23 protein-coding genes and 1 pseudogene are annotated in these 21,110 nt (G+C 66.8%); 8 read left to right on the forward strand and 16 right to left on the reverse strand.

Annotation, left to right across the window (positions count from 1 at the left end; all coding sequences use genetic code 11):
- Nucleotides 1-30 precede the first annotated feature (30 nt).
- The 5 genes from yajC to GGR46_RS09520 all read left to right on the forward strand — a co-directional run bounded on the left by yajC (nt 31) and on the right by GGR46_RS09520 (nt 4,537).
- A complete protein-coding gene (gene yajC, locus GGR46_RS09500; RefSeq protein WP_183997085.1) occupies nt 31-372 on the forward strand; it encodes a preprotein translocase subunit YajC in 342 nt (113 codons plus the stop codon).
- On the forward strand, nt 372-1,964 hold the full coding sequence (gene secD / locus GGR46_RS09505) for a protein translocase subunit SecD (RefSeq protein WP_183997087.1): 1,593 nt from the start codon (nt 372-374) through the stop codon (nt 1,962-1,964). Before yajC ends, secD begins: the two co-directional genes overlap by 1 nt.
- Nucleotides 1,965-1,978: 14 nt before the next feature.
- Nucleotides 1,979-2,947, forward strand: coding sequence for a protein translocase subunit SecF (gene secF, locus GGR46_RS09510; protein WP_183997089.1), 969 nt, complete (start codon nt 1,979-1,981; stop codon nt 2,945-2,947).
- Between the two features lie 24 nt (nt 2,948-2,971).
- Entirely contained in the window at nt 2,972-3,343 is a 372-nt protein-coding gene (locus GGR46_RS09515; protein WP_183998756.1) for an Mth938-like domain-containing protein, read from the forward strand.
- Nucleotides 3,344-3,421: 78 nt separating this feature from the next.
- Entirely contained in the window at nt 3,422-4,537 is a 1,116-nt protein-coding gene (locus GGR46_RS09520) for a DUF3089 domain-containing protein (protein ID WP_183997091.1), read from the forward strand.
- A 337-nt stretch (nt 4,538-4,874) separates the two neighbouring features.
- On the opposite strand, the gene GGR46_RS09525 is transcribed toward GGR46_RS09520, so the two are convergent.
- The 5 genes from GGR46_RS09525 to GGR46_RS09545 all read right to left on the reverse strand — a co-directional run bounded on the left by GGR46_RS09525 (nt 4,875) and on the right by GGR46_RS09545 (nt 8,158).
- The gene (locus GGR46_RS09525) at nt 4,875-5,501 is read right to left on the reverse strand and encodes a TMEM175 family protein (RefSeq protein ID WP_183997093.1); all 627 of its coding nucleotides are present in this window, start codon (nt 5,499-5,501) and stop codon (nt 4,875-4,877) included.
- A 41-nt stretch (nt 5,502-5,542) separates the two neighbouring features.
- Nucleotides 5,543-6,226, reverse strand: a complete 684-nt coding sequence (locus GGR46_RS09530) for a hypothetical protein (RefSeq protein ID WP_183997095.1) — start codon at nt 6,224-6,226, stop codon at nt 5,543-5,545.
- Nucleotides 6,227-6,302: 76 nt separating this feature from the next.
- Nucleotides 6,303-6,464, reverse strand: coding sequence for a hypothetical protein (locus GGR46_RS09535; RefSeq protein ID WP_183997097.1), 162 nt, complete (start codon nt 6,462-6,464; stop codon nt 6,303-6,305).
- A 61-nt stretch (nt 6,465-6,525) separates the two neighbouring features.
- The gene (locus GGR46_RS09540) at nt 6,526-7,701 is read right to left on the reverse strand and encodes a glycosyltransferase (RefSeq protein WP_183997099.1); all 1,176 of its coding nucleotides are present in this window, start codon (nt 7,699-7,701) and stop codon (nt 6,526-6,528) included.
- A gap of 97 nt (nt 7,702-7,798) precedes the next feature.
- Nucleotides 7,799-8,158: a glycine zipper 2TM domain-containing protein gene (locus GGR46_RS09545; protein ID WP_183997101.1), complete on the reverse strand. Its 360-nt coding sequence runs from the start codon at nt 8,156-8,158 to the stop codon at nt 7,799-7,801.
- Nucleotides 8,159-8,265: 107 nt separating this feature from the next.
- On the opposite strand from GGR46_RS09545, the gene GGR46_RS09550 reads away from it, so the two are divergent.
- On the forward strand, nt 8,266-8,703 hold the full coding sequence (locus tag GGR46_RS09550) for a cupin domain-containing protein (RefSeq protein ID WP_183997103.1): 438 nt from the start codon (nt 8,266-8,268) through the stop codon (nt 8,701-8,703).
- Nucleotides 8,704-9,773: 1,070 nt separating this feature from the next.
- Here the strand turns inward: GGR46_RS09550 and GGR46_RS09555 are convergent.
- The 7 genes from GGR46_RS09555 to GGR46_RS09585 form a co-directional block, all read right to left on the reverse strand.
- Nucleotides 9,774-10,199 (reverse strand): OsmC family protein, encoded by a 426-nt coding sequence (locus GGR46_RS09555; protein WP_183997105.1) that lies wholly within the window; start codon nt 10,197-10,199, stop codon nt 9,774-9,776.
- 73 nt (nt 10,200-10,272) lie between these two features.
- A complete protein-coding gene (locus tag GGR46_RS09560) occupies nt 10,273-10,677 on the reverse strand; it encodes a glycine zipper 2TM domain-containing protein (protein WP_183997107.1) in 405 nt (134 codons plus the stop codon).
- Between the two features lie 68 nt (nt 10,678-10,745).
- A complete protein-coding gene (locus GGR46_RS09565) occupies nt 10,746-11,135 on the reverse strand; it encodes a hypothetical protein (protein ID WP_183997109.1) in 390 nt (129 codons plus the stop codon).
- 90 nt (nt 11,136-11,225) lie between these two features.
- On the reverse strand, nt 11,226-11,756 hold the full coding sequence (locus GGR46_RS25395) for a DUF3617 family protein (protein ID WP_183997111.1): 531 nt from the start codon (nt 11,754-11,756) through the stop codon (nt 11,226-11,228).
- A gap of 184 nt (nt 11,757-11,940) precedes the next feature.
- Nucleotides 11,941-12,120, reverse strand: a complete 180-nt coding sequence (locus GGR46_RS09575; protein WP_183997113.1) for a hypothetical protein — start codon at nt 12,118-12,120, stop codon at nt 11,941-11,943.
- 64 nt (nt 12,121-12,184) lie between these two features.
- On the reverse strand, nt 12,185-12,397 hold the full coding sequence (locus tag GGR46_RS09580) for a cold-shock protein (protein ID WP_183997115.1): 213 nt from the start codon (nt 12,395-12,397) through the stop codon (nt 12,185-12,187).
- A 186-nt stretch (nt 12,398-12,583) separates the two neighbouring features.
- Nucleotides 12,584-12,853, reverse strand: a complete 270-nt coding sequence (locus GGR46_RS09585; RefSeq protein WP_183997117.1) for a hypothetical protein — start codon at nt 12,851-12,853, stop codon at nt 12,584-12,586.
- 241 nt (nt 12,854-13,094) lie between these two features.
- Here GGR46_RS09585 and GGR46_RS09590 point away from each other — a divergent pair, with 241 nt between their 5' ends.
- Nucleotides 13,095-13,664 (forward strand): hypothetical protein, encoded by a 570-nt coding sequence (locus GGR46_RS09590; protein ID WP_183997119.1) that lies wholly within the window; start codon nt 13,095-13,097, stop codon nt 13,662-13,664.
- 32 nt (nt 13,665-13,696) lie between these two features.
- Here GGR46_RS09590 and GGR46_RS09595 read toward each other — a convergent pair whose 3' ends face one another.
- From GGR46_RS09595 to uvrA, 4 genes are all read right to left on the reverse strand, one after another.
- Nucleotides 13,697-14,767 carry a hypothetical protein gene (locus tag GGR46_RS09595; protein ID WP_183997121.1) on the reverse strand — a complete coding sequence of 357 codons (1,071 nt, stop codon included), beginning with the start codon at nt 14,765-14,767 and terminating at the stop codon, nt 13,697-13,699.
- 196 nt (nt 14,768-14,963) lie between these two features.
- A complete protein-coding gene (locus tag GGR46_RS09600; RefSeq protein ID WP_183997123.1) occupies nt 14,964-15,377 on the reverse strand; it encodes a hypothetical protein in 414 nt (137 codons plus the stop codon).
- A gap of 148 nt (nt 15,378-15,525) precedes the next feature.
- Nucleotides 15,526-15,900 carry a hypothetical protein gene (locus GGR46_RS09605; RefSeq protein ID WP_183997125.1) on the reverse strand — a complete coding sequence of 125 codons (375 nt, stop codon included), beginning with the start codon at nt 15,898-15,900 and terminating at the stop codon, nt 15,526-15,528.
- Nucleotides 15,901-16,607: 707 nt separating this feature from the next.
- Nucleotides 16,608-19,559 (reverse strand): excinuclease ABC subunit UvrA, encoded by a 2,952-nt coding sequence (uvrA, locus tag GGR46_RS09610; RefSeq protein ID WP_183997127.1) that lies wholly within the window; start codon nt 19,557-19,559, stop codon nt 16,608-16,610.
- 200 nt (nt 19,560-19,759) lie between these two features.
- Between uvrA and GGR46_RS25400 the strand changes: the two are divergent.
- A pseudogene (locus GGR46_RS25400) lies at nt 19,760-21,110 on the forward strand (hypothetical protein); the annotation flags it as partial.

Raw genomic sequence — 21,110 nt, forward strand, 5'->3', positions numbered from 1 at the left:
GCCCTCGCCACATAATAAAATCAGGATCTCATGCTCATCACGCCAGCACATGCACAGGCCGCAGGCGCGGCAGGACAAGCCAGCCCGATGGGCGGAATCCTCGGCCTCGCGCCGCTCGTCCTCATCTTCATCGCCTTCTACTTCCTGATGATTCGTCCGCAGCAGAAGCGGATGAAGGATCTTCAGAATTCGGTGAACGCCGTGAAGAAGGGCGACCAGGTCGTCACCGGCGGCGGTCTCGTCGGCAAGGTGACCAAGGTCGACGAGAACGAGGTCGAGGTCGAACTCGCCCCGAACGTGAAGGTCCGCGCGATCAAGGCCACGCTCACCAGCGTGATGCCCGCCGGCGGCGCCAAGCCCGCGAACGACTGATGCTCGACTTTCCTCGCTGGAAGATCACGACGATCCTCACCGGCATCGCGATCATGATCGCGCTGTCGGTGCCGAGCTTCTTCCCCAAGAGCGCGCGCGACCATTGGCCGAGCTGGGTGCCCAAGCCCGCGATCAACCTCGGCCTCGACCTCGCCGGCGGCAGCTTCCTGCTGTTCGAGGCGAACACCGATGACGTGCGCCAGGCCAAGCTCACGCAGATGCAGGAGCAGGTCCGCACCGAAATGCGCCGCGATCCCAAGATCGACATCGGCGACATCTCGGTCCAGGGCGGCAAGGTCAGCTTCATGCTCCGCGACCCGTCCAAGGTCGATGCGGCGCGCGAGAAGCTGCTCGCGATCACCGGCACCGGCGTCGGCACCACTGGCCAGCGCCAGTGGGACGTCGCCGTGGTCAACTCGTCCCAGTTCGTGCTGACGCCAACCGAGGCGGGGATTACCGAAGCGATCGACACCGCGATGAGCGATGCGCGCGAGATCATCGAGACGCGCATCAACGCGCTCGGCACGGTCGAGCCGACCGTGATCCGCGAGGGCACCAACCGCATCGTCGTTCAGGTCCCCGGCCTGCAGGATCCGACCGCGCTCAAGGCGCTCGTCGGCAAGACCGCGAAGCTCGAATTCCGCCTGGTCGATACCACCGCGGACCAGAATGCGGTGCAGCGCGGCGAGGCCCCGGCGGGTTCGGTGATCATGCCGCACCAGGGCGGCGGCAACGTCGCCGTGCAGCGCCAGGTGATGATCACCGGCGACATGCTCGTCGATGCCAAGCAGACCTATGACCAGCAGACCGGTGCGCCGGGCGTCACGCTCGAGCTCAACGGCGCGGGCACCAAGCGCTTCGCCAAGGTCACGCAGGAGAACAGCGGCAAGCCGTTCGCGATCATCATCGACGGCGTCGTGATCTCGGCGCCGAACATCAACGAGCCGATCCTCGGCGGCAGCGCCGTGATCAACGGCGGTTTCACCGTCGACAGCGCCAACCAGCTCGCCATCGCGCTGCGCTCGGGCAAGCTGCCGGTCGACCTGAAGGTCGTGCAGGAATCGACGGTGAGCCCCGAGCTCGGCGCCGACTCGATCCGTGCCGGCATCACCGCCTCGATCATCGCGATCGTGGCCGTGATCGCCTTCATGATCCTCACCTATGGCCGCTTCGGCATCTACGCCACGCTGGCGGTGACCATCAACGTGCTGATCATCCTGGCGGTGATGGGCCTGATCAACGCGACGCTGACGCTGCCGGGCATCGCCGGCTTCGTGCTGACCATCGGTACCGCGGTCGACGCCAACGTGCTGATCAACGAGCGCATCCGCGAAGAGCGGCGGCGCGGGCGAAGCGTGATGCAGGCGGTCGAGCTCGGCTACAAGGAAGCCAGCCGCACCATCTTCGAGGCGAACGTGACCCACGCGATCGCCGGCCTGATCATGGTGATCCTCGGTTCCGGTCCGGTGCGCGGTTTTGCCATCGTGCTTCTGATCGGTATCGCGACTTCGGTGTTCACCGCCGTCGTGTTCACCCGCATGCTCGTCACGATCTGGTTGCGCCGTAATCGGCCGACCGAAATCAACATTTAAGGAAGCGACGCGCCATGCGGCTCCTCAAGATAATCCCGGACAACACGAACATCGGGTTCGTGCGCGTCCGCCACATCGCCTTCGCGATCACGGCGTTCCTCACGGTCGCGGCGATCGCGCTGGTCGGTGTGCATGGCCTCAACATGGGCGTCGACTTTGTCGGCGGCGTTTCCATCGAGGAGAAGTTCCAGAGCCCGCCGCACCTCGACGAGGTGCGCGAGACGGTGAACCGGCTCGGCTTCGGCGAGGCTGCGCTTCAGCAGCTCGGCGGCCAGAACACCGTGACGATCCGCCTGCCCGTGCCCCATTCGAAGGCGGACGACGCGGTCGACAAGATGGTGGAGTCGGTGAAGACCGCGCTGGCGGCCAAGTTCCCCGGCGCCACCTTCAGCACCTATTCCACCGTCTCGGGCAAGGTCTCGGGCGAGCTGGTGAACAAGGGCGTGCTGGCGGTGATCCTGGCGATCGTCGGCATCGCGATCTTCTCGTGGTTCCGCTACGAATGGCAGTTCGGCGTGTCGACCGCGGTGGCGATCATCCACGACGTGCTGATGGCGCTCGGCTTCTTCGCGGTCACCGGCATGGTGTTCGACCTGAACATCGTCGCCGCAGTGCTGACGATCATCGGCTATTCGATCAACGACAAGATGGTGATCGACGATCGTATCCGCGAGAACATGCGCAAGTACCGCAAGATGGGGATGAGCGAGCTCATCGATCTTTCGGTCAACGAGACGCTGCCGCGTACCGTGATGACGTCGCTGACGATCATGCTCGCGCTCGCCTCGCTGCTGATCTTCGGCGGCCCGGTGCTGCGTGGCTTCACCGCCGCGATGATGCTGGGCATCGTCGTCGGTACCTATTCGTCGATCTACGTCTCGTCGTCGCTGCTGATCACGCTGGGCCTGAAGCCGGGTCCGCGCGAGGAGAAGCCGTCGGCGGCGAGCGGCGCAGAGCGCGTGGGTCCGCGCGAAGGCGCCTGATATGCCTGCGCGGAGGCGCTCATGATGGAAGTGAAGCGCGCCAGCGCGGAGGGGCCGGTCATCTCCGGCTTCTCCGGGCGCGGCTTCCGGGTCGACGAAGGCGTGTATGAGGGGCTGCTGATCACCCCCGAGCGCGCCGATGGCTGGGCGCCGCCGCCGATCGCCGAACTGACCGAAGCCGATCTCGCCCCGGTGTTGGGGCTGGAGCCCCGGCCGGAGTTCCTGCTGCTCGGCACCGGCGCCACGCTGGTTCGTCCGCCGCGCGCGCTCACCGCGGCGCTGGGGGCGAAGGGGATCGGGATCGAGGCGATGGACAGCCGCGCCGCCGCCCGCGCCTGGGGCGTGCTGCGTGCCGAACTGCGCTGGATCGCCGGCGCCCTCTACCCGCTGGATTGACCCTTTCTCAAATCCTCCCCCGCTTCGCGAGGGAGGGTTTTAGGGTTAGGCTTCCTCCAAACAGAGAGGGAGGCACACATGATTCTCGCGCTCGCGCTGGCCATGGCCGCGCAGTCGGACACGCCGGACTATCGCAACACCGCCAACTGGCTGTGCCGTCCGGGCCGCCAGGATGCCTGTGCCGCCGACCTCTCGACCACGGTGATCGCCGCCGACGGCAAGCAGAGCGTCGAGCCGTTCAAGGCTGCGACCGATCCGAAGTTCGATTGTTTCTACGTCTATCCCACCATCTCGCTCGACACGACGCCGAACAGCGACATGGTGCCCGGCCCCGAGGAGCAGCGCGTCGCCCAGTTCCAGGTCGCGCGCTTCGCGAAGAACTGCCGGTTGTACGCGCCGGTCTATCGCCAGGTGACGCTCACCGCGCTGCGCAGCGTCATGGGCGGCGGTACGCCGGCGATCGATCGCGACAAGGCATATGGCGACGTGAAGGCCGCGTGGGACGACTACATGGCCCATGACAACAAGGGCCGCGGCGTGGTGCTGATCGGGCACAGCCAGGGCTCGCTGGTCCTCACCCAGCTCGTCGCGCGCGAGATCGACGGCAAGCCGGCGCAGAAGCAGCTGGTCTCGGCGATGCTGATCGGCAGTTCGGTGCCGGTGCCGGTCGGCAAGGACGTCGGCGGCGTCTTCCCGACCATCCCGCTATGCCGCAGCGCCGACCAGGCGGGCTGTATCGTCACCTATGAGAGCTTCCGCGCCGATTCCCCGCCGCCGCCGACCAGCCGCTTCGCCAAGGGCGACCGGCCGGGCGTCGAGGCGGGCTGCACCAATCCCGCCGCGCTCGGCGGCAAGGCGGTTGCACACGCCTATCTCAATGCGGGCGGCAACATGCTGATCCAGGCGCCGGCCGAGGCCTGGAGCAAGGACGGTCCGGCGGTGACCACCCCGTTCGTCAGCCTGCCCGGTCTGATCTCCACCGAATGCGTCAACAAGGACGGGTTCAACTATCTGGCGGTGACGGTGAATGCGGATCCCGCCGATCCGCGGACCGACACGATCCCGGGCGACATCAAGGTCGGCGCGGTGACCCTCAAGGACTGGGGCCTCCACCTTATCGACATGAACGTGGTGCAGGGCGACCTGGTCGACCTCAGCGCACGGCAGTACCGCGCCTGGGCGAAGAAGCGCTGAGGCCGGGCCCTAATCGTCATCCCGGCGAAAGCCGGGATCTCGTGCGGCTCCTTACCCGGGGTGCGCCATCGCCTGAGATCGCGGCCTTCGCCGGGATGACGGGCGTGTTCGTCGGCACAGCTTGCAATGTAGGATTTCGTCTGTTGCACTCCCGCAGTCAGGCCCTTGGCCCGGCCGCTCTTTGAGGCAGTAGGAAAGATAGGATCACACCCGCGCAACAATGCTGCGAGATGCGAAGCCTCCGCGGGAACCGTGTCAATTTTGGCGCCGCAAAAACCCGCTCTTGGCGCGAACTTCGTGAACTTCGGCGAGTCGGCGTGGCGCGAGCCGTTGGAGATCAGCGCGCCGGCACGACCCGCACGAGCAGCAGGCGCCACAGCGGAATGGTGATCAGCGCGACCTGGGCGAGCGGCGGCACGAACAGGCTGGTGACGAACGCAGTCAGCGACCCCAGCAGCGCGGCCAGCCCGCGCAGGCGGATCAGCCGGGTCTGCTCGGGCGGCACATGCGGGTCCACCACCGGCGGTGCGGTGAGGATGCGCTGCACCAGGATGTTGAAGATCGAGATCAGCACCATCCATCCGCAATAGAAGGCGGTCGGCACACGGTGCCCATAATAGTCGGATGCGAAGGCGGTGAAGAAGGGCATCGCCGCGATCGTGCTGAGCAACAGCAGGTTGGGGCCGAACAGCGCGGGGCTCCAGTGCCGCGCGCAATTGAAGGCGCGGTGGTGCCCGATCCAGAACAGGCCGATCGCGAAGAACGATACGAAGAACCCGATGAAGTTCGGGATCAGCTGCGCCAGCGCCTTCAGGAACCCTGCATCGGTATATGGCGCTTCGACGTGCGGTACATGGATCTCGATCACCAGCAGCGTGATCGCGATCGCGAATACCGCGTCGGAAAAGAACGCCATGCGCTCAAGACCGTGCGCCGGCCCCTCGGCGTGCGGCTTGTGTTCCATCAATGCCCCCTTCTCTGTTCGGCGGGATGCCTAGCAGAGGATCAGCGCGTCGTCTTCGGCGCTGTTGCCTTGGTGCGGCGCGTGGTGGCGCGGGGCTTGGCTGCGGGGGCCTTGGCCGCCGCGGGCTTGCGCGACTTGGGCGCCGGCTTGGCCGCCTCGGTCGGCGCCGCAGCGGCTTCGGCCTTGGCCGGGGCCTTGGCAGCGGCCGTCCTGGGCTTCGCCGCAGCCTTGGGCGCTGCGGGCGCCTTGGCTACCGCCGGCTTGGCTTCCGCCTTGGCAGCCGGAGCCTTTGCCGACGCCGCCTTGGCAGCAGGCTTGGGTGCAGCCGGCTTTGCCTCTGCCTTGGCCGGAGCGGCCTTTGCCGGCGCCTTGGCGGCGGGCTTGGCTTCGGTCTTGGCGGGCGCCTTTGCCGCGGGCTTGGCGGCTGCGGGCGCCTTGCGGGCGCGCTTCACCACCGGCTTCGCCTCGGCGGCGACCGGCTGGGGAGTGGGTGCCGGTGCCGGTGCGGCTTCCGCCGGCTCGGAGGCCTTGGCCTCGGGCTTGAGCTTGGCGGCGAGCGCGACCAGGCCGGCGGCGAGCAGATCGTTCACCACCGGATGCTTGGCCAAGGCGTCCAACTGCTTGCGCAACTCCTTGGGCAGCTTCATCCCGGCGATGCTCTTGGGAAGGAAACCCTTCTTCTCGGTCTTCGGCTCGCCGGCCTTCTTGTCCTTCTTGCCCGCCATCACTCGGTCTCCACCGCCAGTAACTTCACTGTCATGAATGTCACGGAGCAGGGCGGGCTAGTCAACGCGGAAATGGTCATTCGTCGTCCGCGTCGAAATCGGCCTCGAATTCGAACTCGATTTCCAGGTCGCCGGGGCCGATCGGCGCCTCGGCATCCAGGCCGTCCTGCGGCAGGATATAATAGACGAGCGGCGTCGCCTCGGCGGGCGGCAGCGGCAGGTTGCGAAAGGGGTTCATCGTCTTTTCTCTCCGTCCCGCCCCGGACACGAACGGCGCGCGGGGCGAACCGGTTCCCTCGCTAGGCGGCGGGGCGGTCCGCGAGACGGCTGAGAAAGGCGTGGAGCCGGGCGCTGTTGGCGGCCCAGGTGAAGGGCGCCGCGACGGCGCGGGTGTCGGCGGGATCGGGCGGCGAGGCGATCAGCTCGGCCAGTGCGGCGGCGAAGGCGGGTGCGGTGCGCGGCGCGATGCGGCCCGCCGCCGGGGCGGTCACCACCTGGCGGGCGCCGCCGACATCGGGGATGACGATGGGCGTGCCACTCGCCAGTGCCTCGAGCCAGGCATTGGCCAGGCCCTCACGCTCGGAAGCCAGCGCCATCGCGTCGGCGGCGGCCAGCGCGGCGGCGACGCGGTCGGGCGGAACCGAGCCGAGCAGCTTGACCCTGTCGCCCAGGCCGAGCCCCTCGATCTGCGCCTCGATCCGCTTGCGGCCCGGCCCTTCGCCGGCGATCCACAGCGAGACGCGGGGCAGGGTGGCGACTGCGTCGATTACGATGTCGTGCCCCTTGAGCGGGATCAGCGCGCCGACCGAGAGGACCAGCGGACCCGTCACGCCGAGTGCGGCCTTGGTGGCGGCGCGGTCACGCGGGGCGAAGCGGGTGAGATCGACGCCGGTGGTGATCGTCTCGATCTTGTCGCCGGGGATGCCCATGGCAATCATGTCGTCACGCATCGCGTCGCTCACCGAGAGCACGCCATTGGCGGCCTGGCCCGCGGCGATGACCTGGGGGGCGATGTGCTTGCGCCGGCCCCAGTCATGGATGTCGGAGCCCCGCGCCTTGATCGAGACAGGCACACCAAGGCGCCTGCCGAGCTCGACCGCGGCGGGGCCGTCGGGGAAGAAGAACTCTGCGGAGATCACGTCGAAGGGGAAATCCTCGCGGATCTCCTCGAGCAGCGGCGTCACCGCCGCGGCCAGGGCACGGGCGTGAAAGCGGCCGCCGGTGCCGGGCAGGTTGCGGAAGCGGGGACGGTCGACCGTCAGGCCCTTCCACTGCTCATGCCGGGGCAGGCCGGCGAGGGCGGCATAGCGCGACAGGCGGGAGAGCGGGAAGGGCGGCAAACCCAGCGGGGCGACGACGCGGACCTCCACATCGTCCCGTGCAGCCAGCGAGAGCGTCTGGCGCTCGACGAAGATGCCGAAATTGGGCCGCGACGCGTCGGGGAAGAGCGTCGAAAGGATGAGCACGCGGAGCATGGCCCATGCCTATAGCGCGCAAGGGTTAAGTCCGAGTGCCCGAACGCGAAGGCGGTCCGCCCGGCGCTGTGCCGGGCGGACCGCTTTCATGCCGGGATTAGCGGCACTTGCGATTGCCGCTCCGCTCGATCTCGCGGCCTGCCACCGCGCCGGCCGCGGCGCCGAGCAGGGTGCCGACGGTACGGTCGCCGCGCGTGTCGATAGTGCGGCCGACCAGTGCGCCGGCCACGCCGCCTACCACCAGGCCGGTGGTGCCGTCGGGCTTGCGGCAATAGCTGCGGCCGTCACGGCCGCGCCACTCGCGATAGGCGTAGCGCTTGCGATAGCGGCGGTCCTGCGAATAGGCGCCGTCGGCACCCGCCTTGGCGATGGGGGCGGCGTTGGCCGCGACCGGCACGAAGCTGGCCGAGGGCAGCGCCACGGCGAGGGCGCCGAGCGCCAGGATCAATTTACGCATGTCTCACTCCTGATGATGCAGTTTTGGGCAAACCGGACGATGAACGTTTCGTATCCGCACTGGTTTCATTAACCGAAAACAACAAGCCGTTCATCCCGGAGGCAGTTATGGACGAAGCGAAGGCGATCATCGAGCGGCTGGGCCTGGCGCGGCACCCCGAGGGCGGCTGGTACCGCGAGACCTGGCGGGCGGCGGCGGGCGGGGACGGGCGGTCGAAGGGCACGGCGATCCATTTCCTCCTCGAGCAGGGCCAGCGCTCGCACTGGCACCGGGTGGATGCCGAGGAATGGTGGCTCTGGCACGCCGGCAGCCCGCTCGACCTGCACATCGCCGATGCGGCGGAGCAGGATCCGGTGACGACCCGGCTTGGCGGGGATGTACTCGCCGGCTATGCGCCCCAGTGCCTCGTTCCGGCGAATCGCTGGCAGGCGACCGAGGCGCCCCATGGCTGGGCGCTGGTGAGCTGCATCGTCGTCCCGGGCTTCGATTTCGCCGGGTTCGAATTGGCGCCTCCCCATTGGGCTCCCCGCAATATTATTACCTAGTTCTCCACATTATCCACAGTCTTCACAGGTTTGAAGGTGCGAATCCCGCTTTGCGCGACTCGGGTTCGATGACACCATCCTATCTGTAAGCGGGACGGTTCGGCGGCGGGAAACCAAAGCAAGATCAGAAGCTTACACGGGCCGAGAACGGTGCGGGTGCCTTCGGGAAACCGCATCCGGGAACGGTTCGGGGATGCGAAAGCTCCTGCAAGTTGCGAAACCGAAGTGCCGCCCAGGCGCTGCCAAGGTTTCGGGGAACAGCGGAGCACGGCTCGACCGGAAGCGGAGTGCGGCACGCAAGCGTCGTACGAAGCAGGAGTGGACCGCGGCGCGCAAGCGCGGTGGGAAACGAAGCGGAAGGTGGCGCGCAAGCGTGGCTCGAAGCGGATGCCGAAGGCGGCACGAAAGTGCGGCTCGAAGCGGGAAGGAAGAGACGGAAAGGGTACGAACCCTGGTTCGCGGAAACGGGTGCGCAAGCGCTCGGCTTCGGGAACGAAGGAACGGACCGCCGGGAGATCGGCCAGCCGGATGCGGCGCGCAAGCGATGCGGAAGGACCTGGAGGGATCGAGCGGAGAAAAGCGTCCAGCAAGGCTTCCGACTTCCGGTCCCGGCCGGAGAGACGAAGCGGGCCGCCGGGGCTGGCAACCGCAACTCCCCTTCGGGGTGAGTGGACAACGGCCAGCCTCGACGACCGACCCAAAGCTCGCATGCCCTTGCCGGCGCGAGTGGAGGAGCCGCCGAAACCTTGCCGAACGATCCGTCCGGGTCCACGGCAGCAGTCCGGCGACACGGGGCCTGGCAGCAATGCCGGGCCCCTTTTGCGTTTTGGGGCGTGGCATTTGCCGCGGTGGCTGGGTGCTGCTGACTTCTCGCTCTTCTTCGCTGCGAAGGCTGGGGCATCCGGAATCTTTTCGAGCGTCGCGCGCTCCATCGACCTGCGTGAGATATTCGCAAGCCTGGGCCCGGGTCTTCGCCGGGGAAACGCGCATTCGAAGGATCCGCCATCTGCCCCACGACACAGGCAAAGCAGGCGAAATCCTACATTGCAAGCGCCGTGGGGCAGGATGTTTCAGAGCAGGGTGGCGTCCAGGTTGCTCTGTGCCTTGATCAGCTTGGAGACGGGGCAGTTGGCATGGGCGCCGGCCGCCAGCGCGTCGAACTGCTCCTGGGCCAGGCCGGGGACGCTGGCCTTGAGGGTCAGGTCCGAGCGGGTGATGGTGAAGCCGTCGCCATCCTGTTCGAGCTTCACGGCGGCGCTGGTCTCCAGCGAGCCTTCGCTGAACCCGGCACGGGCCAGGGCGAAGCTGAGCGCCATGGTGAAGCAACCGGCATGCGCTGCGGCGATCAGTTCTTCCGGATTGGTGCCGGGCTCGTCGCCGAACCGGGTGTTGAAGCCGTAGAACTGGTCGGTCAGCACACCCGACTGGGTGGTGATGTGGCCCTTGCCTTCCTTGCCGAAGCCTTCGTAGCGAGCAGTGGCGGTACGGGTCGTCATGTCTCGGTTCTCCCTCATGGCCGGAGGCCCTGATCTAGGGCATCAGGGCCCCGGCTTGAAGGTACCCTTTAGGCTAGCGGCAACGAACCTCGCCCTTGTCGACCGAGGTACCGACCGCGCCGCCCGCCGCCGCGCCGATCAGCGCGCCGAGCACTTCCGAACCGCCCGGAGCGATGATCGCACCGAGCACGCCACCGGCTGCCGCGCCGACCACCAGGCCGGTGGTGCCGTCCGAGCGGCGGCAATAATAGCGGCCGTCCTGGCCCCGATAGACCCGGTCGTTGCGGCTCAGCTGATACTCGCGGTAGCTGCGGTCGTCGCGGTAGTAGCGATCGGCATAATAGCCGCCATAGGACGGATCCGGGCGGTTATAGTCATAGCTGGAATAGCCATAGCCGCCGCCGGGGCGGCCGCCGCCGTAATCGGTGCAGCCGGCGAGGGTCGCCGCGGCAGCGAGTCCCACAAACAGGATACGCATCTCTCTCCTCCTCCGTGAACCCGCTCGCATGGGGGAATGCACGGGGAGGGCGAAAGGTTTCGCAGCCATTACAAAGACCCGGCGCCCGGGCCGGCGGTGGCCAGGGCCGGGCGGAACTGTCCGCGCTCGGATGCCGGTACCGAGGCGGTGGGATCGGGGCGGAAGGCCTCCGGGGCCCGTTCCGATCCGTCCGGATGGCCGTCGCCGATCAGGTCGACGGGCTCGGTGCCCTCGACCGGGCGGCGGAGCAGTCGCCACGCCCCGAAGGCTGCCGCACCCAGCACCGCCACGGCGATCGCGCCGAGCGAGGCGATGCCCGCCGAATGCGCGGTGCGGTTTGCAGGAGCGGCCTGCTTTGCCGCGGGTGCCTTGGCCTTCGCCCCGGGCTTGCGGGCCGCGGGCTTGCGCCTAGCGGCGGTGGTGGTGCCGGTGGAAGACTTGCGGGAGGGCGTCGCCATCGAAATTCCTCTCTGACTCAAGGGGTTTCGACGGGAAACGGGTGGGCGGGGCGAGCGTTCCGCCCCGCCGCCCGGCGACCCGAGCTTTGGTCAGCCCTGTTCCTTGCCCGTGCACTGGCCGGTGCGCTTCGCATCGACCGTCGCCGAGAATTTCCCGCCAGCGCCCTCGGTCTTCACTTCGGTGTGGTAGCTGGTGGCCGAATAGGTGCCCTTCACCGTCATCACCTGCTTCTGGCCGGCACGATCGCAGGTCATCTTGGCGTCGATGGTGCCGCCGGCCATGGTGAAGTGATCGTAGCGGCAGCTCTTGTCGCCGCCGAACATGCCGGCCTTGGGCGACTTCACGTCCTCCTCGGTCACGCAGGTGGTGACCGTCTGGCCCTGCTGCATCTTCTCCTTCATCGCCTTCACCGTCTCGGCCGGTATCTTGTCCATGTTCGGAATCTCGATGTCGGCGACGATCTTGCTTTCCCAGGCACCCGGTGAGATGAAATTGCCCGAACCCGCCGCTGCGGCGACCTTGTTCGAGACTTCCTCGACCGACGCATTCTTCGCGGTGACGTTCGGACCGGAATTGCAGGCCGCCAGAACCAGCGGCAACAGCATGACGATATGCTTCACGGACATCCCCTTTTTGGTTGGAACATGCCCCCGCCCCGGAGCGGACCATAGGCTGCAAAGATGCGCAGGCGAAACCACCATGCGCACGGCTGGTCGCGCCGGGATACCGGATGGCCGATGCTGCAGGCAGCACAAAACCCCCTTCCGCGCGCACCGCGGAAGGGGGCTGAGAGCTGTGTGAAGGTCAGTTTGCCGGGCTGCTCTCGCGTCGGGCGCGGGCGTCGGCGACATGTTCCTGGCGTACTGCCATGTCGATCCATGCGGCTTCGGCGCGCAGGCATCGGTCGCGGACATTCTCGAGCGTGGCGAGATCGGCTTCCGCCCGGCAGCGGGCTGCCTGGGCACGATAGTCTGGCTGGGCCATGAAACGGCTCCTGCTGAAAAGGGGGAAAGGCGGCGCTCCGGCGATCGGAGGCCGCCGGCCCGGCCTATTCCGCGGCGGAGAGGTTCGCTGCCGACGGGCGGCCGCGCTTGTCCTCTTCCAGATCGTAGTTCACGCGCTGGTCCGGGTTGAGCGTCGACATGCCCGAGCGCTCGACGGCGCTGATATGGACGAAATGATCCTGGGTGCCGCCGTCCGGCTTGATGAAACCGAAGCCCTTGACGGCATCGAAGAATTTTACGGTGCCGGTGTGGCTCATGGTAGATACTCCTGTGCGGCGCGCCAGAAGGTGGCGCGCTTCGCGCTGCAAGGGGCAGAAGGAGGGTCAAGGGAGCCGCAGGGCGCCGGAGGCCGTCAATGTGCGACTGAAGCGATGTGTCATGTGGGCGCAAAACGCCCGAAAAGCAAGGGCGGGGGCCGGAACGCCCCCGCGACCACGCCGGTATCAGCCGAGAACCTCGATCGCCGCGGCGCGGGCCACGGCGCAATTGCGCGGGCTGGCGACCGGGAAAAGCCGACGATGCGGCGGCACGAATGCCTGGAACGGGTTCTTGCGGGTACGGGTAATCTGGGTTTCGTGGATCTTGTCGAAAAAGTTCATGATATTCCTTGTTTCTGGTTCTTGGCTCATCGCGCTGGAGCGGGTGCACGACCGGAACGGCGCATGGCGCTCGCACAGGCGGATAAGCGGTGAAAAGGCGCTGCGGTTCCGCATTGCGGAAGCGGTTCGCCGCACAAAAGCGGTGGGCGCCTGAAGACCATATAGCGAACATCGCCGGATTTTTCAAGCCGGCCCCGGATTTCTCCGATCCGGACCTGCCGCGCGAATCCCGGCACCAAGCGGCTCGTTGCACCGCCAGAACCGCTTTCGCCACGGGATCGGATGCATCCCTTGCTGCCCGCAAGCCACGGAATCGATAGGGGAATGCCCGAGCGGGAGACAGATGGAGAGTCGCATGACGACCGAGAACACCGCATCCGCCGTGATCACCAACAACAGCAGCAAGACCTTCGTCTCGATCGGCCTCTCGCACAAATATAGCGACGTCTATTCGAGCAAGGCGGGCTGGGAGAATCTCGCCCCCGGCCAGACCACCAGCCCGGCACTGGCCGTTGAGTACAATACCGGCTTCGGCACCACCGGAGAGGACTGGTGGTTCCTGCTCGCCGTCGATAGCCAGGGCAATGTGTGGAACACCGATCCCTCCAATGCCCGCTGGCTGTGGGACAAGGTCGACTGGGGCATCGCCAATTTCGGCGAGGTGATCGCCGAGGGACTGGATGCCACCGGGCCCGAGACGCTGGGTGCCGGTGACGTCGCCGGCGTGCTGATGGAAGTGCTGACCGCCGCGACCAACGACACCTCGGTCGAGGGGTACAAGGAGTTCCTGCTGCGCGACGAGGACGCAGGCAACACCGTGACGATCACGCTGACCGACACCAACATCCATTTCAGCGCACCGAGCGGCACCGCCGACACGCCGCTGGCCCTCGCCCAGGCGGCACCCAAGCCGGCCAACGCCTGAAGGACCGGCCCGCGCCGTGGCTCGCTGGCGGGTCACGGCGCGGGTTGTTCCGTGGGAACGGCAGTGGCCGGGTCGTCCGCCGGCGGAGCGGCGAGGGCGGCGAACCAGCGATCGCGGGCCTCGGTCTCCAGGGCGCGGCGGGTTTCCACCTCGGCGCGCATCGGGGCGTCGAGCGCTTCCTCCTCTTCCGGGCTCAGTTCGCGCTCATAGCCCTCCTCGCCATATTCGCCTTCCTCCTCGCCACGGAAGTTGTGGGGCGGCGGGAAATGGGTGCGCCAGGCGCGCGCCTCCTCGTCCCACCAGACCGGCTCGTCATCGTCGGCCGGGCCATCGGGGAAATCTTGAATCGCTTGAATCTCCATCGCCTGCGCGGGGGCGATCTCGACCAGCCCGGCGGCCTCGGCACGGAGCCATTGCGCGCCGCTCCAGGCCTGGCGCGCATCGGGATCGAGATCGTCGAGGGCGAGCGGCTCGGCGAGGTCGGTATGGGTGCGCAGCCAGGTATCGGCGCGGGCGAGCGCGCGGACCGGGGCGAGATCGTCCTCGCTGGCGGCCTCGACCCGGCGGGCGAGGAACAGCCCGGCGCGCGCCGGCCCGGCATCGCGCGCGACCAGCTCGAGGAACGGCTCGAACTCCTGCGCGACCAGCCGCGCGGCGGCATGGGTGGTCTCCTTCGCCGCCTTGTCGGCCATGCGATCGAGCCGGTTGAGCATCGCCATGCCGAGCCGGTTGTCGAGGTGGTGGCGCTCGACCTCGCTGCCGTCGGGGCGGGTGATCGTCTCGACAGTGCCGTGGAGCGCGCGTTCCATCAGCACGTCCGCCAGATGGTTGCGCGCATGGAGCAGCGCAGCCTGCCAGCCGATGCCGAACTGCGTGCCGCGGGCGGAGTGGCGAAAGGCATAGGCGGATTGCTGGGTGAGCCCGACCAGCCGGCACGCCTGGCCGACCGTGGCCCCATCGGCGAGCGCGCGGAGGAACCGCGCCTGGTTCGCGCCCGACCAGCCGGCGATCCGCTGCGAGGGGGACTTGGTGTACTCGTCGACCGCCAGCTCGACGACTTCGTCATCGCCGTACGGGGGGAGGAAGTTCTGGTGTGCGCTCATCGGGTGGTCCTCTCGGGTTTGCTTGAGGACCGGTTAGGTATGCTGGAATGGGGGCTGTAGGACAGCAATTTGTTTATGGTTTGTTCTTTTGGGCGGCGCGTTTGGGGGCGATACCCACCGGGGGATAACTGCGCGGTCAGTATCACAAAAACGACGAGGGTTTGTTTAATGGCTAATAGAGCGCCAGCGTAAAGAACTAGCTGGTCATGTATTCTCTCATGGCATCGTAATCAAATCTACACCATGGGGCGCCGATCTTGCGTCGTGATAGATTGGACCAACGGATTTGTAGAGATAGAATTCTTCCGGACCAGTCATCGGCATTTGTAGAGCATCCGCCAAAGGGGCATTGGTTCGCCATAACAATTGCCGCGGCCGTGCAGCCGTTCTTCTCGGAAATATCGTCCGCTTTGCGCATGCACTCCAGGAAGCCCGTCATGGTTACCGGGTAGTCTTCGTTGAGTTGGCGCCAAGACCTGTTCAGCGAAGCTTGTTGCTCGTTGATGTCGTCGCAAACAGATTGCGCGAACGCCTCATTCGCGAAAATGAGTAAGTAGATTGCTACGATCGATCGAGTATTTCGAAATACCGATTTACGAATGCGCCGCACGACAATAGCCTCCACACCATCGTTTCGATTCGGAAACGATATTAATCATAGTGCGATCAATAAATCAAATAGATGCGATATGATTTGGCGGATAATGGCATTAATCAGATAAGGGTTTTAGGAATAATGCGATAAATGCAAAGATAAATCATCTGGCGGGTGAGGTGTTTATTATTGATGTGGCGCCATTTTCGCCCAGTTTGCTCGAGTCCGAGTTCGGATTGAAACCCAGCAACGCGGCCACTACAAGGCCAAGCCCGACTGTGACGAGTTGTCCTGCCTTTTGGTTTCCGATGAAGGAACGCAGTGCCTGTGGTTCACTGGCATCAGGCGCATAAGATTGGGTTTCGAAGGTAAACCACAAGGGAATCAGTACGGCCCAAAGCGCCGTGCACGCTTCACGAAGCGTCCGATGCACACCCAGGGCATCGTCCAGATATATGTGATGTCCGAACAGAATTCCAGAAAACAGTAAAGTGCAAATGAAAATCGCGCCGGTGACGGCAAATTTATGTGGTAGCATCACACCTTCCTTATGGCATGATAAATATCACTGCTTTTTTAGTTAATCACAGCAAGCACTTTGCGTCAACGCAATCTCAATTATGTAATAATCATAGTGAAGCTATTCCTCAGTCGGTTTGGGCAGTGTGGTGGGCGATGGTGCCATGGTACTCTGGTCGTGCGTGCGCCTGCTTATTGGTTAGGTGCCTGAAACGACGAAAGATAATTCTCCGGATAGCTGCTCGGCCGCCTTCCTGATGCTCCTCTAGTCGATGATCCGGTCGGCAATCCTGATTGTGTCAGGATCGTGTTCGATCATCACCAACGTGTCGGGCTGCTATACTTGGCGGCGCGCGTTACCCCACTCCGAGAACCGCACCCAGAACACCGCAAACGATACTCCCGTCGTCAGCAGTGTGATGGTGTGGACCTCCAGCCTTCGTAGGCCTCGCAGCGCGGCATCCTGAGTCGGTCGGGGCGCGGGCCAGATCACCAGTAACGGGCTCAGCAGGACCAGCACGCAGCCGCCGCCCTAGGCAGATAGATGCTATGCCGATCAGCAGGGCGTCATTCCCGGCATGGGCGGCGGCCTCGATTTGGGCAATGCGGGCGAGGTGACGGCAATGGGCGCCTGTGAGGGCTCGTGGCGCCCACGCACCCTCACCCTCCCACCGCCTTTGGCGGCGGGCCCCTCCCTCTCCCGCAGGCGGGAGAGGGGTTTGGGAATTATTCCGCCGCCACGGGCTCCTTGACCTTCTGCTTGAGCAACGGCGCGAGATACTTCCCCGTATAGCTGCGCGGTTCCTTCACCACGTCCTCCGGCGTGCCCTGGGCGACGATCTCGCCGCCCTTGACGCCGCCCTCCGGGCCCAGGTCCAGGATCCAGTCGGCGGTCTTGATGACGTCGAGATTGTGCTCGATCACCACCACGGTGTTGCCCTGCTCGACCAGTGCGTGGAGCACTTCGAGCAGCTTGCGGACGTCCTCGAAGTGGAGGCCCGTCGTGGGCTCGTCGAGGATGTAGAGCGTGTTGCCGGTGGCGCGGCGGGCGAGTTCCTTGGCGAGCTTGACGCGCTGCGCCTCGCCGCCCGAGAGCGTGGTCGCCTGCTGGCCGACCTTGACGTAACCCAGGCCGACCTCGGCCAGCATCGCCATCTTGTCGCGGATCGGCGGGACCGCCTTGAAGAACTCGACCGCGTCCTCGACGGTCATGTCGAGCACGTCGGCGATGCTCTTGCCCTTGAACTTCACTTCCAGGGTCTCGCGGTTGTAGCGCTGGCCGTGGCAGACGTCGCAGGTGACATAGACGTCGGGCAGGAAGTGCATCTCGATCTTGAGCACGCCGTCGCCCTGGCACGCCTCGCAGCGGCCGCCCTTGACGTTGAAGCTGAAGCGGCCGGGCTTGTAGCCGCGCGCCTGCGCCTCGGGCAGGCCGGCGAACCAGTCGCGGATGCTGGTGAAGGCGCCCGTGTACGTCGCCGGGTTCGAGCGCGGGGTGCGGCCGATCGGCGACTGGTCGATGTCGATCACCTTGTCGAGATGCTGCAGGCCGGCGATCCGGTCGTGCTTGCCGGCGAGCAGGCGCGCGCCGTTGAGCTGGCGGGCGGCGGCGGCATAGAGCGTGTCGATCGTGAAGCTCGACTTGCCCGAGCCCGAGACGCCGGTGATGCAGGTGAAGGTGCCGAGCGGGATGCTCGCGGTGACGCCGCGCAGGTTGTTGGCGGTGGCATTCTCGACGGTGAGCTTCTTGCCGGTGCCCTTGCGGCGCTTGGCCGGCACGGGAACCTCGCGGGTGCCGTTGAGATAATCGGCGGTCACCGAGCCCTTGGCGGTGAGGATCTCGTCCAGCGTGCCGCGCGCGACGACTTCACCGCCATGGACGCCGGCGCCCGGGCCCATGTCGAGGATATAGTCCGCGGTGCGGATCGCGTCCTCGTCATGCTCGACGACGATCACGGTGTTGCCGAGATCGCGGAGACGGCGAAGGGTGGCGAGCAGCATGTCGTTGTCGCGCTGGTGGAGGCCGATGCTCGGCTCGTCGAGCACGTAGAGCACGCCCGACAGGCCGCTGCCGATCTGGCTGGCGAGGCGGATGCGCTGGCTCTCGCCGCCGGACAGGGTGCCCGAGGTGCGGTTGAGGTTGAGATAGTCGAGGCCGACATTGTTGAGGAAGCCGAGCCGCTCGTCGATCTCCTTGAGGATCGCGCGGGCGATCTCCTTCTGCTGCGGGGTGAGCGTGGCGGGCAGCTTCTCGAACCAGGCGAGCGCGTCGACCACCGAGAGGCGGGTGGCGTGGCTGATGTCCTCGCCGGCGATCTTGACCGCCAGCGCCTCGGGCTTGAGGCGGGCGCCGTGGCAGACTTCGCAGGGGTGCGCGGCCTGGTACTTGGCCAGCTCCTCGCGCATCCAGGCGGACTCGGTCTGCAGCATGCGGCGGTTGAGGTTGCCGATCACGCCCTCGAACGGCTTCTTCACGTCGTACGACTTCTTGCCGTCGACGAAGGTGAGGGTGACCGGCTTGCCGCCGGTGCCGTGGAGGATGATCAGCTGGACCTCGCCCGGCAGGTCGCGCCAGGGCGTGTCGATGCTGAAGCCGAACTCGCGGGCGAGCGAGCCGAGCACCTGCATGTAATAGGGCGAGGGCGGATTGGACTTGGCCCAGGGCACGATCGCGCCCTTCTTGATCGTCAGGTCATGGTTGGGGACGACCAGGTCCTCGTCGAACACCAGCTTCTCGCCCAGGCCGTCACAGGCCGGGCAGGCGCCCTGGGGTGCGTTGAACGAGAAAAGGCGGGGCTCGATCTCGGGGATGGTGAAGCCGCTGACCGGGCAGGCGAACTTCTCGGAGAAGACGATGCGGTTGTCGGGGATGCCGGTGCCCTTCATCGCGCCGCCGGTCACGTTGAACTCGGCGCGCGCCTCCTGGACGCGATTGCCCGCGAGCTCGGCTACGGTCGTGTCGACCAGGTCGACATAGGCCAGCCCCTCGGCGAGCTTGAGCGCGGTCTCGAACGATTCCGCCAGGCGGGTGCCGATGCTGTCGGCCACGACGAGGCGATCGACCACCACTTCGATGTCGTGCTTGTACTTCTTGTCGAGGGCGGGGGCCTCCTCGATCAGATAGGTCTCGCCGTCGATGCGGACGCGCTGGAAGCCGGCGCGCTGCCATTCGGCGAGCTCCTTCTTGTACTCGCCCTTGCGGCCGCGGACGACCGGGGCGAGGAGGAGCAGGCGGGTGCCTTCGGGCAGCGCCAGCACGCGATCGACCATCTGGCTGACGGTCTGCGCACTGATCGGCAGGCCGGTGACCGGCGAATAGGGCACGCCGACGCGCGCCCAGAGCAGGCGCATATAGTCATAGATTTCGGTGACCGTGGCGACCGTCGAGCGCGGGTTGCGCGAGGTCGTCTTCTGCTCGATCGAGATGGCGGGCGACAGGCCCTCGATATGATCGACGTCGGGCTTCTGCATCAGCTCGAGGAACTGGCGCGCATAGGCCGAGAGCGACTCGACATAGCGGCGCTGGCCCTCGGCATAGATGGTGTCGAAGGCGAGCGAGGATTTGCCCGAGCCGGAGAGGCCGGTGATCACCGTGAGCGTGTCGCGCGGGATATCGACGTCCACGCCCTTGAGATTGTGCTCACGCGCGCCGCGGACGGAGATGGTGGTAAGTGCCATGCCGGAGGTTCTAGCTTTGTTCTTGTGGGGTTTCTAGTGGGATGTAGGAACGCCCGGGCAGAAGTGCCAGTTGCCCGGGCAGCGCGAACGGAGCTGCCGGTGCTGGCCGGGATTCCTTTCGCAAAGCTGCATGCATATTTCACACGCCGTTCAGCGGCGAAGGCGGAAATTTGCGGCATCATGCAGGAGGGAGCAGGGCGATGCGGTTCGAGAGGATGATCCGGCTGACGATGCTGACCGGCGCGGCGCTGGCGCTGCCCGGTGCGGCGATGGCGGCGGCGGGTCCGGCGGCAAAGGTTGCGGCGGGGCAGGCCGTGCAGCAATCGGCGGACGATTATCAATGGATCGACCGCGCCGATGCGCTGTGGGACGCGATCGGCGACGCGCCGCCCGACTTCGCCTTTTCCTTCGAAGGCGCCGAGCCCTGGGCCTGGCAGACCGCCGACGGCTACACGATCATCGTCGAGGATGCCGGCGAGCGGGGCGGGATCCGCAGCTATTATTTCGCGCCGGGCGCGCGCGGGCCGTTCCTGGCGGTCGAGCCGGGGATGAGCTTCGCCTATGAGGGCGAGCGGCTGGCGATGGTCTATGACGCCGATGGCGAGGCCGCGCCGCGGGGCGAGTTCGGCGACTATGACGATCCGGCCGGCGACCTGTACGAGCGCGCGCTGCAGCTGCGCGACGCGCTGAACGGGCGCGACTATCGCCCCGTCGATACCGACGCCTGGATCGACGCCAGCCCCTATATCTTCAGCTTCATCCAGGTCTGGGACAGCGGCCGCAGCCGCTATCCGGGCTGGGCGCGGTATCGCGCCGGCAACCAGTCGGTGATCTGGCGCCACCGCTTCGACGCCGAGCAGCGCCGCCGCCGCGAAATGGCCGAGCGCTTCCGCCACTGGCGCGAGGGCGGCTTCCAGGGGCCGCCGCCGGGCCACTTCCATCGCCCGGGCCGGCCCGACCGGCCGGGGACCGGTCGTCCGCCCCAGCCGGGCTCGGGCTGGGGCGCCGGCGGTTGGGCAGGCAGGCCGGGACGCCCCGGCAGGCCGGGTGCGCCCGGCACCGACAATCCGCCGCCGAATCCGGGCGGGCCGGTCACCGCGCCGGGCGGATCGCCCGGGCCGAACCGGCCGCCGGGTACGCGCCCGTGGAACGGCAATCCCGGCGGGCCGGGCCGGCCTTGGGTCGGGCGCCCGGGCATGCCCGGCACCGTACCGGGCGACGGCGCCGCGGTGTCGGGGACCCGCCCGCCAAGGCCGCGCCCCGACGGTAATGGGGGCAATTGGAGCGGCGGCTGGGGCCGGCCGAGACCGCCCGTGCAGGGCGGAACGGGCACCACCCCGACGCCGGTGCCGCCGGTGGTGACGCCGCCGGCCCCGGGAGAGGCGCCGTCGCCGCGCCCGGGCTGGTCGCGCCCGCCCCGCCCCGCCGGCGGCTGGAATCGCCCGACCCAACCCGGCACCGGTGACGTGTCCGCGCCGCCACGACCCGTGCGGCCGGAAGGCGGCTGGACCCGGCCGGGCTCGCCGGGTTCGGGCGATGCGTCCGCGCCGC

Origin of the sequence: Sphingomonas kyeonggiensis, assembly GCF_014196745.1 — a bacterium.
GTDB classification, from domain to species: Bacteria; Pseudomonadota; Alphaproteobacteria; order Sphingomonadales; family Sphingomonadaceae; genus Sphingomonas; species Sphingomonas kyeonggiensis.

Coding starts and splice junctions, on each gene's coding strand:
- GGR46_RS09560 (WP_183997107.1), bottom strand. CDS start 10,677: ATGCGTATCCTGTTTGTGGGACTCGCTGCCGCGGCGACCCTCGCCGGC.
- yajC (WP_183997085.1), top strand. CDS start 31: ATGCTCATCACGCCAGCACATGCACAGGCCGCAGGCGCGGCAGGACAA.
- GGR46_RS09565 (WP_183997109.1), bottom strand. CDS start 11,135: ATGGCGACGCCCTCCCGCAAGTCTTCCACCGGCACCACCACCGCCGCT.
- uvrA (WP_183997127.1), bottom strand. CDS start 19,559: ATGGCACTTACCACCATCTCCGTCCGCGGCGCGCGTGAGCACAATCTC.
- GGR46_RS09605 (WP_183997125.1), bottom strand. CDS start 15,900: ATGCTACCACATAAATTTGCCGTCACCGGCGCGATTTTCATTTGCACT.
- GGR46_RS09575 (WP_183997113.1), bottom strand. CDS start 12,120: ATGGCCCAGCCAGACTATCGTGCCCAGGCAGCCCGCTGCCGGGCGGAA.
- GGR46_RS09525 (WP_183997093.1), bottom strand. CDS start 5,501: ATGGAACACAAGCCGCACGCCGAGGGGCCGGCGCACGGTCTTGAGCGC.
- GGR46_RS09555 (WP_183997105.1), bottom strand. CDS start 10,199: ATGACGACCCGTACCGCCACTGCTCGCTACGAAGGCTTCGGCAAGGAA.
- GGR46_RS09545 (WP_183997101.1), bottom strand. CDS start 8,158: ATGCGTAAATTGATCCTGGCGCTCGGCGCCCTCGCCGTGGCGCTGCCC.
- GGR46_RS09520 (WP_183997091.1), top strand. CDS start 3,422: ATGATTCTCGCGCTCGCGCTGGCCATGGCCGCGCAGTCGGACACGCCG.
- secD (WP_183997087.1), top strand. CDS start 372: ATGCTCGACTTTCCTCGCTGGAAGATCACGACGATCCTCACCGGCATC.
- GGR46_RS09535 (WP_183997097.1), bottom strand. CDS start 6,464: ATGAACCCCTTTCGCAACCTGCCGCTGCCGCCCGCCGAGGCGACGCCG.
- GGR46_RS09580 (WP_183997115.1), bottom strand. CDS start 12,397: ATGAGCCACACCGGCACCGTAAAATTCTTCGATGCCGTCAAGGGCTTC.
- GGR46_RS09515 (WP_183998756.1), top strand. CDS start 2,972: ATGGAAGTGAAGCGCGCCAGCGCGGAGGGGCCGGTCATCTCCGGCTTC.
- GGR46_RS09585 (WP_183997117.1), bottom strand. CDS start 12,853: ATGCGGAACCGCAGCGCCTTTTCACCGCTTATCCGCCTGTGCGAGCGC.
- GGR46_RS09550 (WP_183997103.1), top strand. CDS start 8,266: ATGGACGAAGCGAAGGCGATCATCGAGCGGCTGGGCCTGGCGCGGCAC.
- GGR46_RS09590 (WP_183997119.1), top strand. CDS start 13,095: ATGACGACCGAGAACACCGCATCCGCCGTGATCACCAACAACAGCAGC.
- GGR46_RS09595 (WP_183997121.1), bottom strand. CDS start 14,767: ATGAGCGCACACCAGAACTTCCTCCCCCCGTACGGCGATGACGAAGTC.
- GGR46_RS09540 (WP_183997099.1), bottom strand. CDS start 7,701: ATGCTCCGCGTGCTCATCCTTTCGACGCTCTTCCCCGACGCGTCGCGG.
- secF (WP_183997089.1), top strand. CDS start 1,979: ATGCGGCTCCTCAAGATAATCCCGGACAACACGAACATCGGGTTCGTG.
- GGR46_RS09530 (WP_183997095.1), bottom strand. CDS start 6,226: ATGGCGGGCAAGAAGGACAAGAAGGCCGGCGAGCCGAAGACCGAGAAG.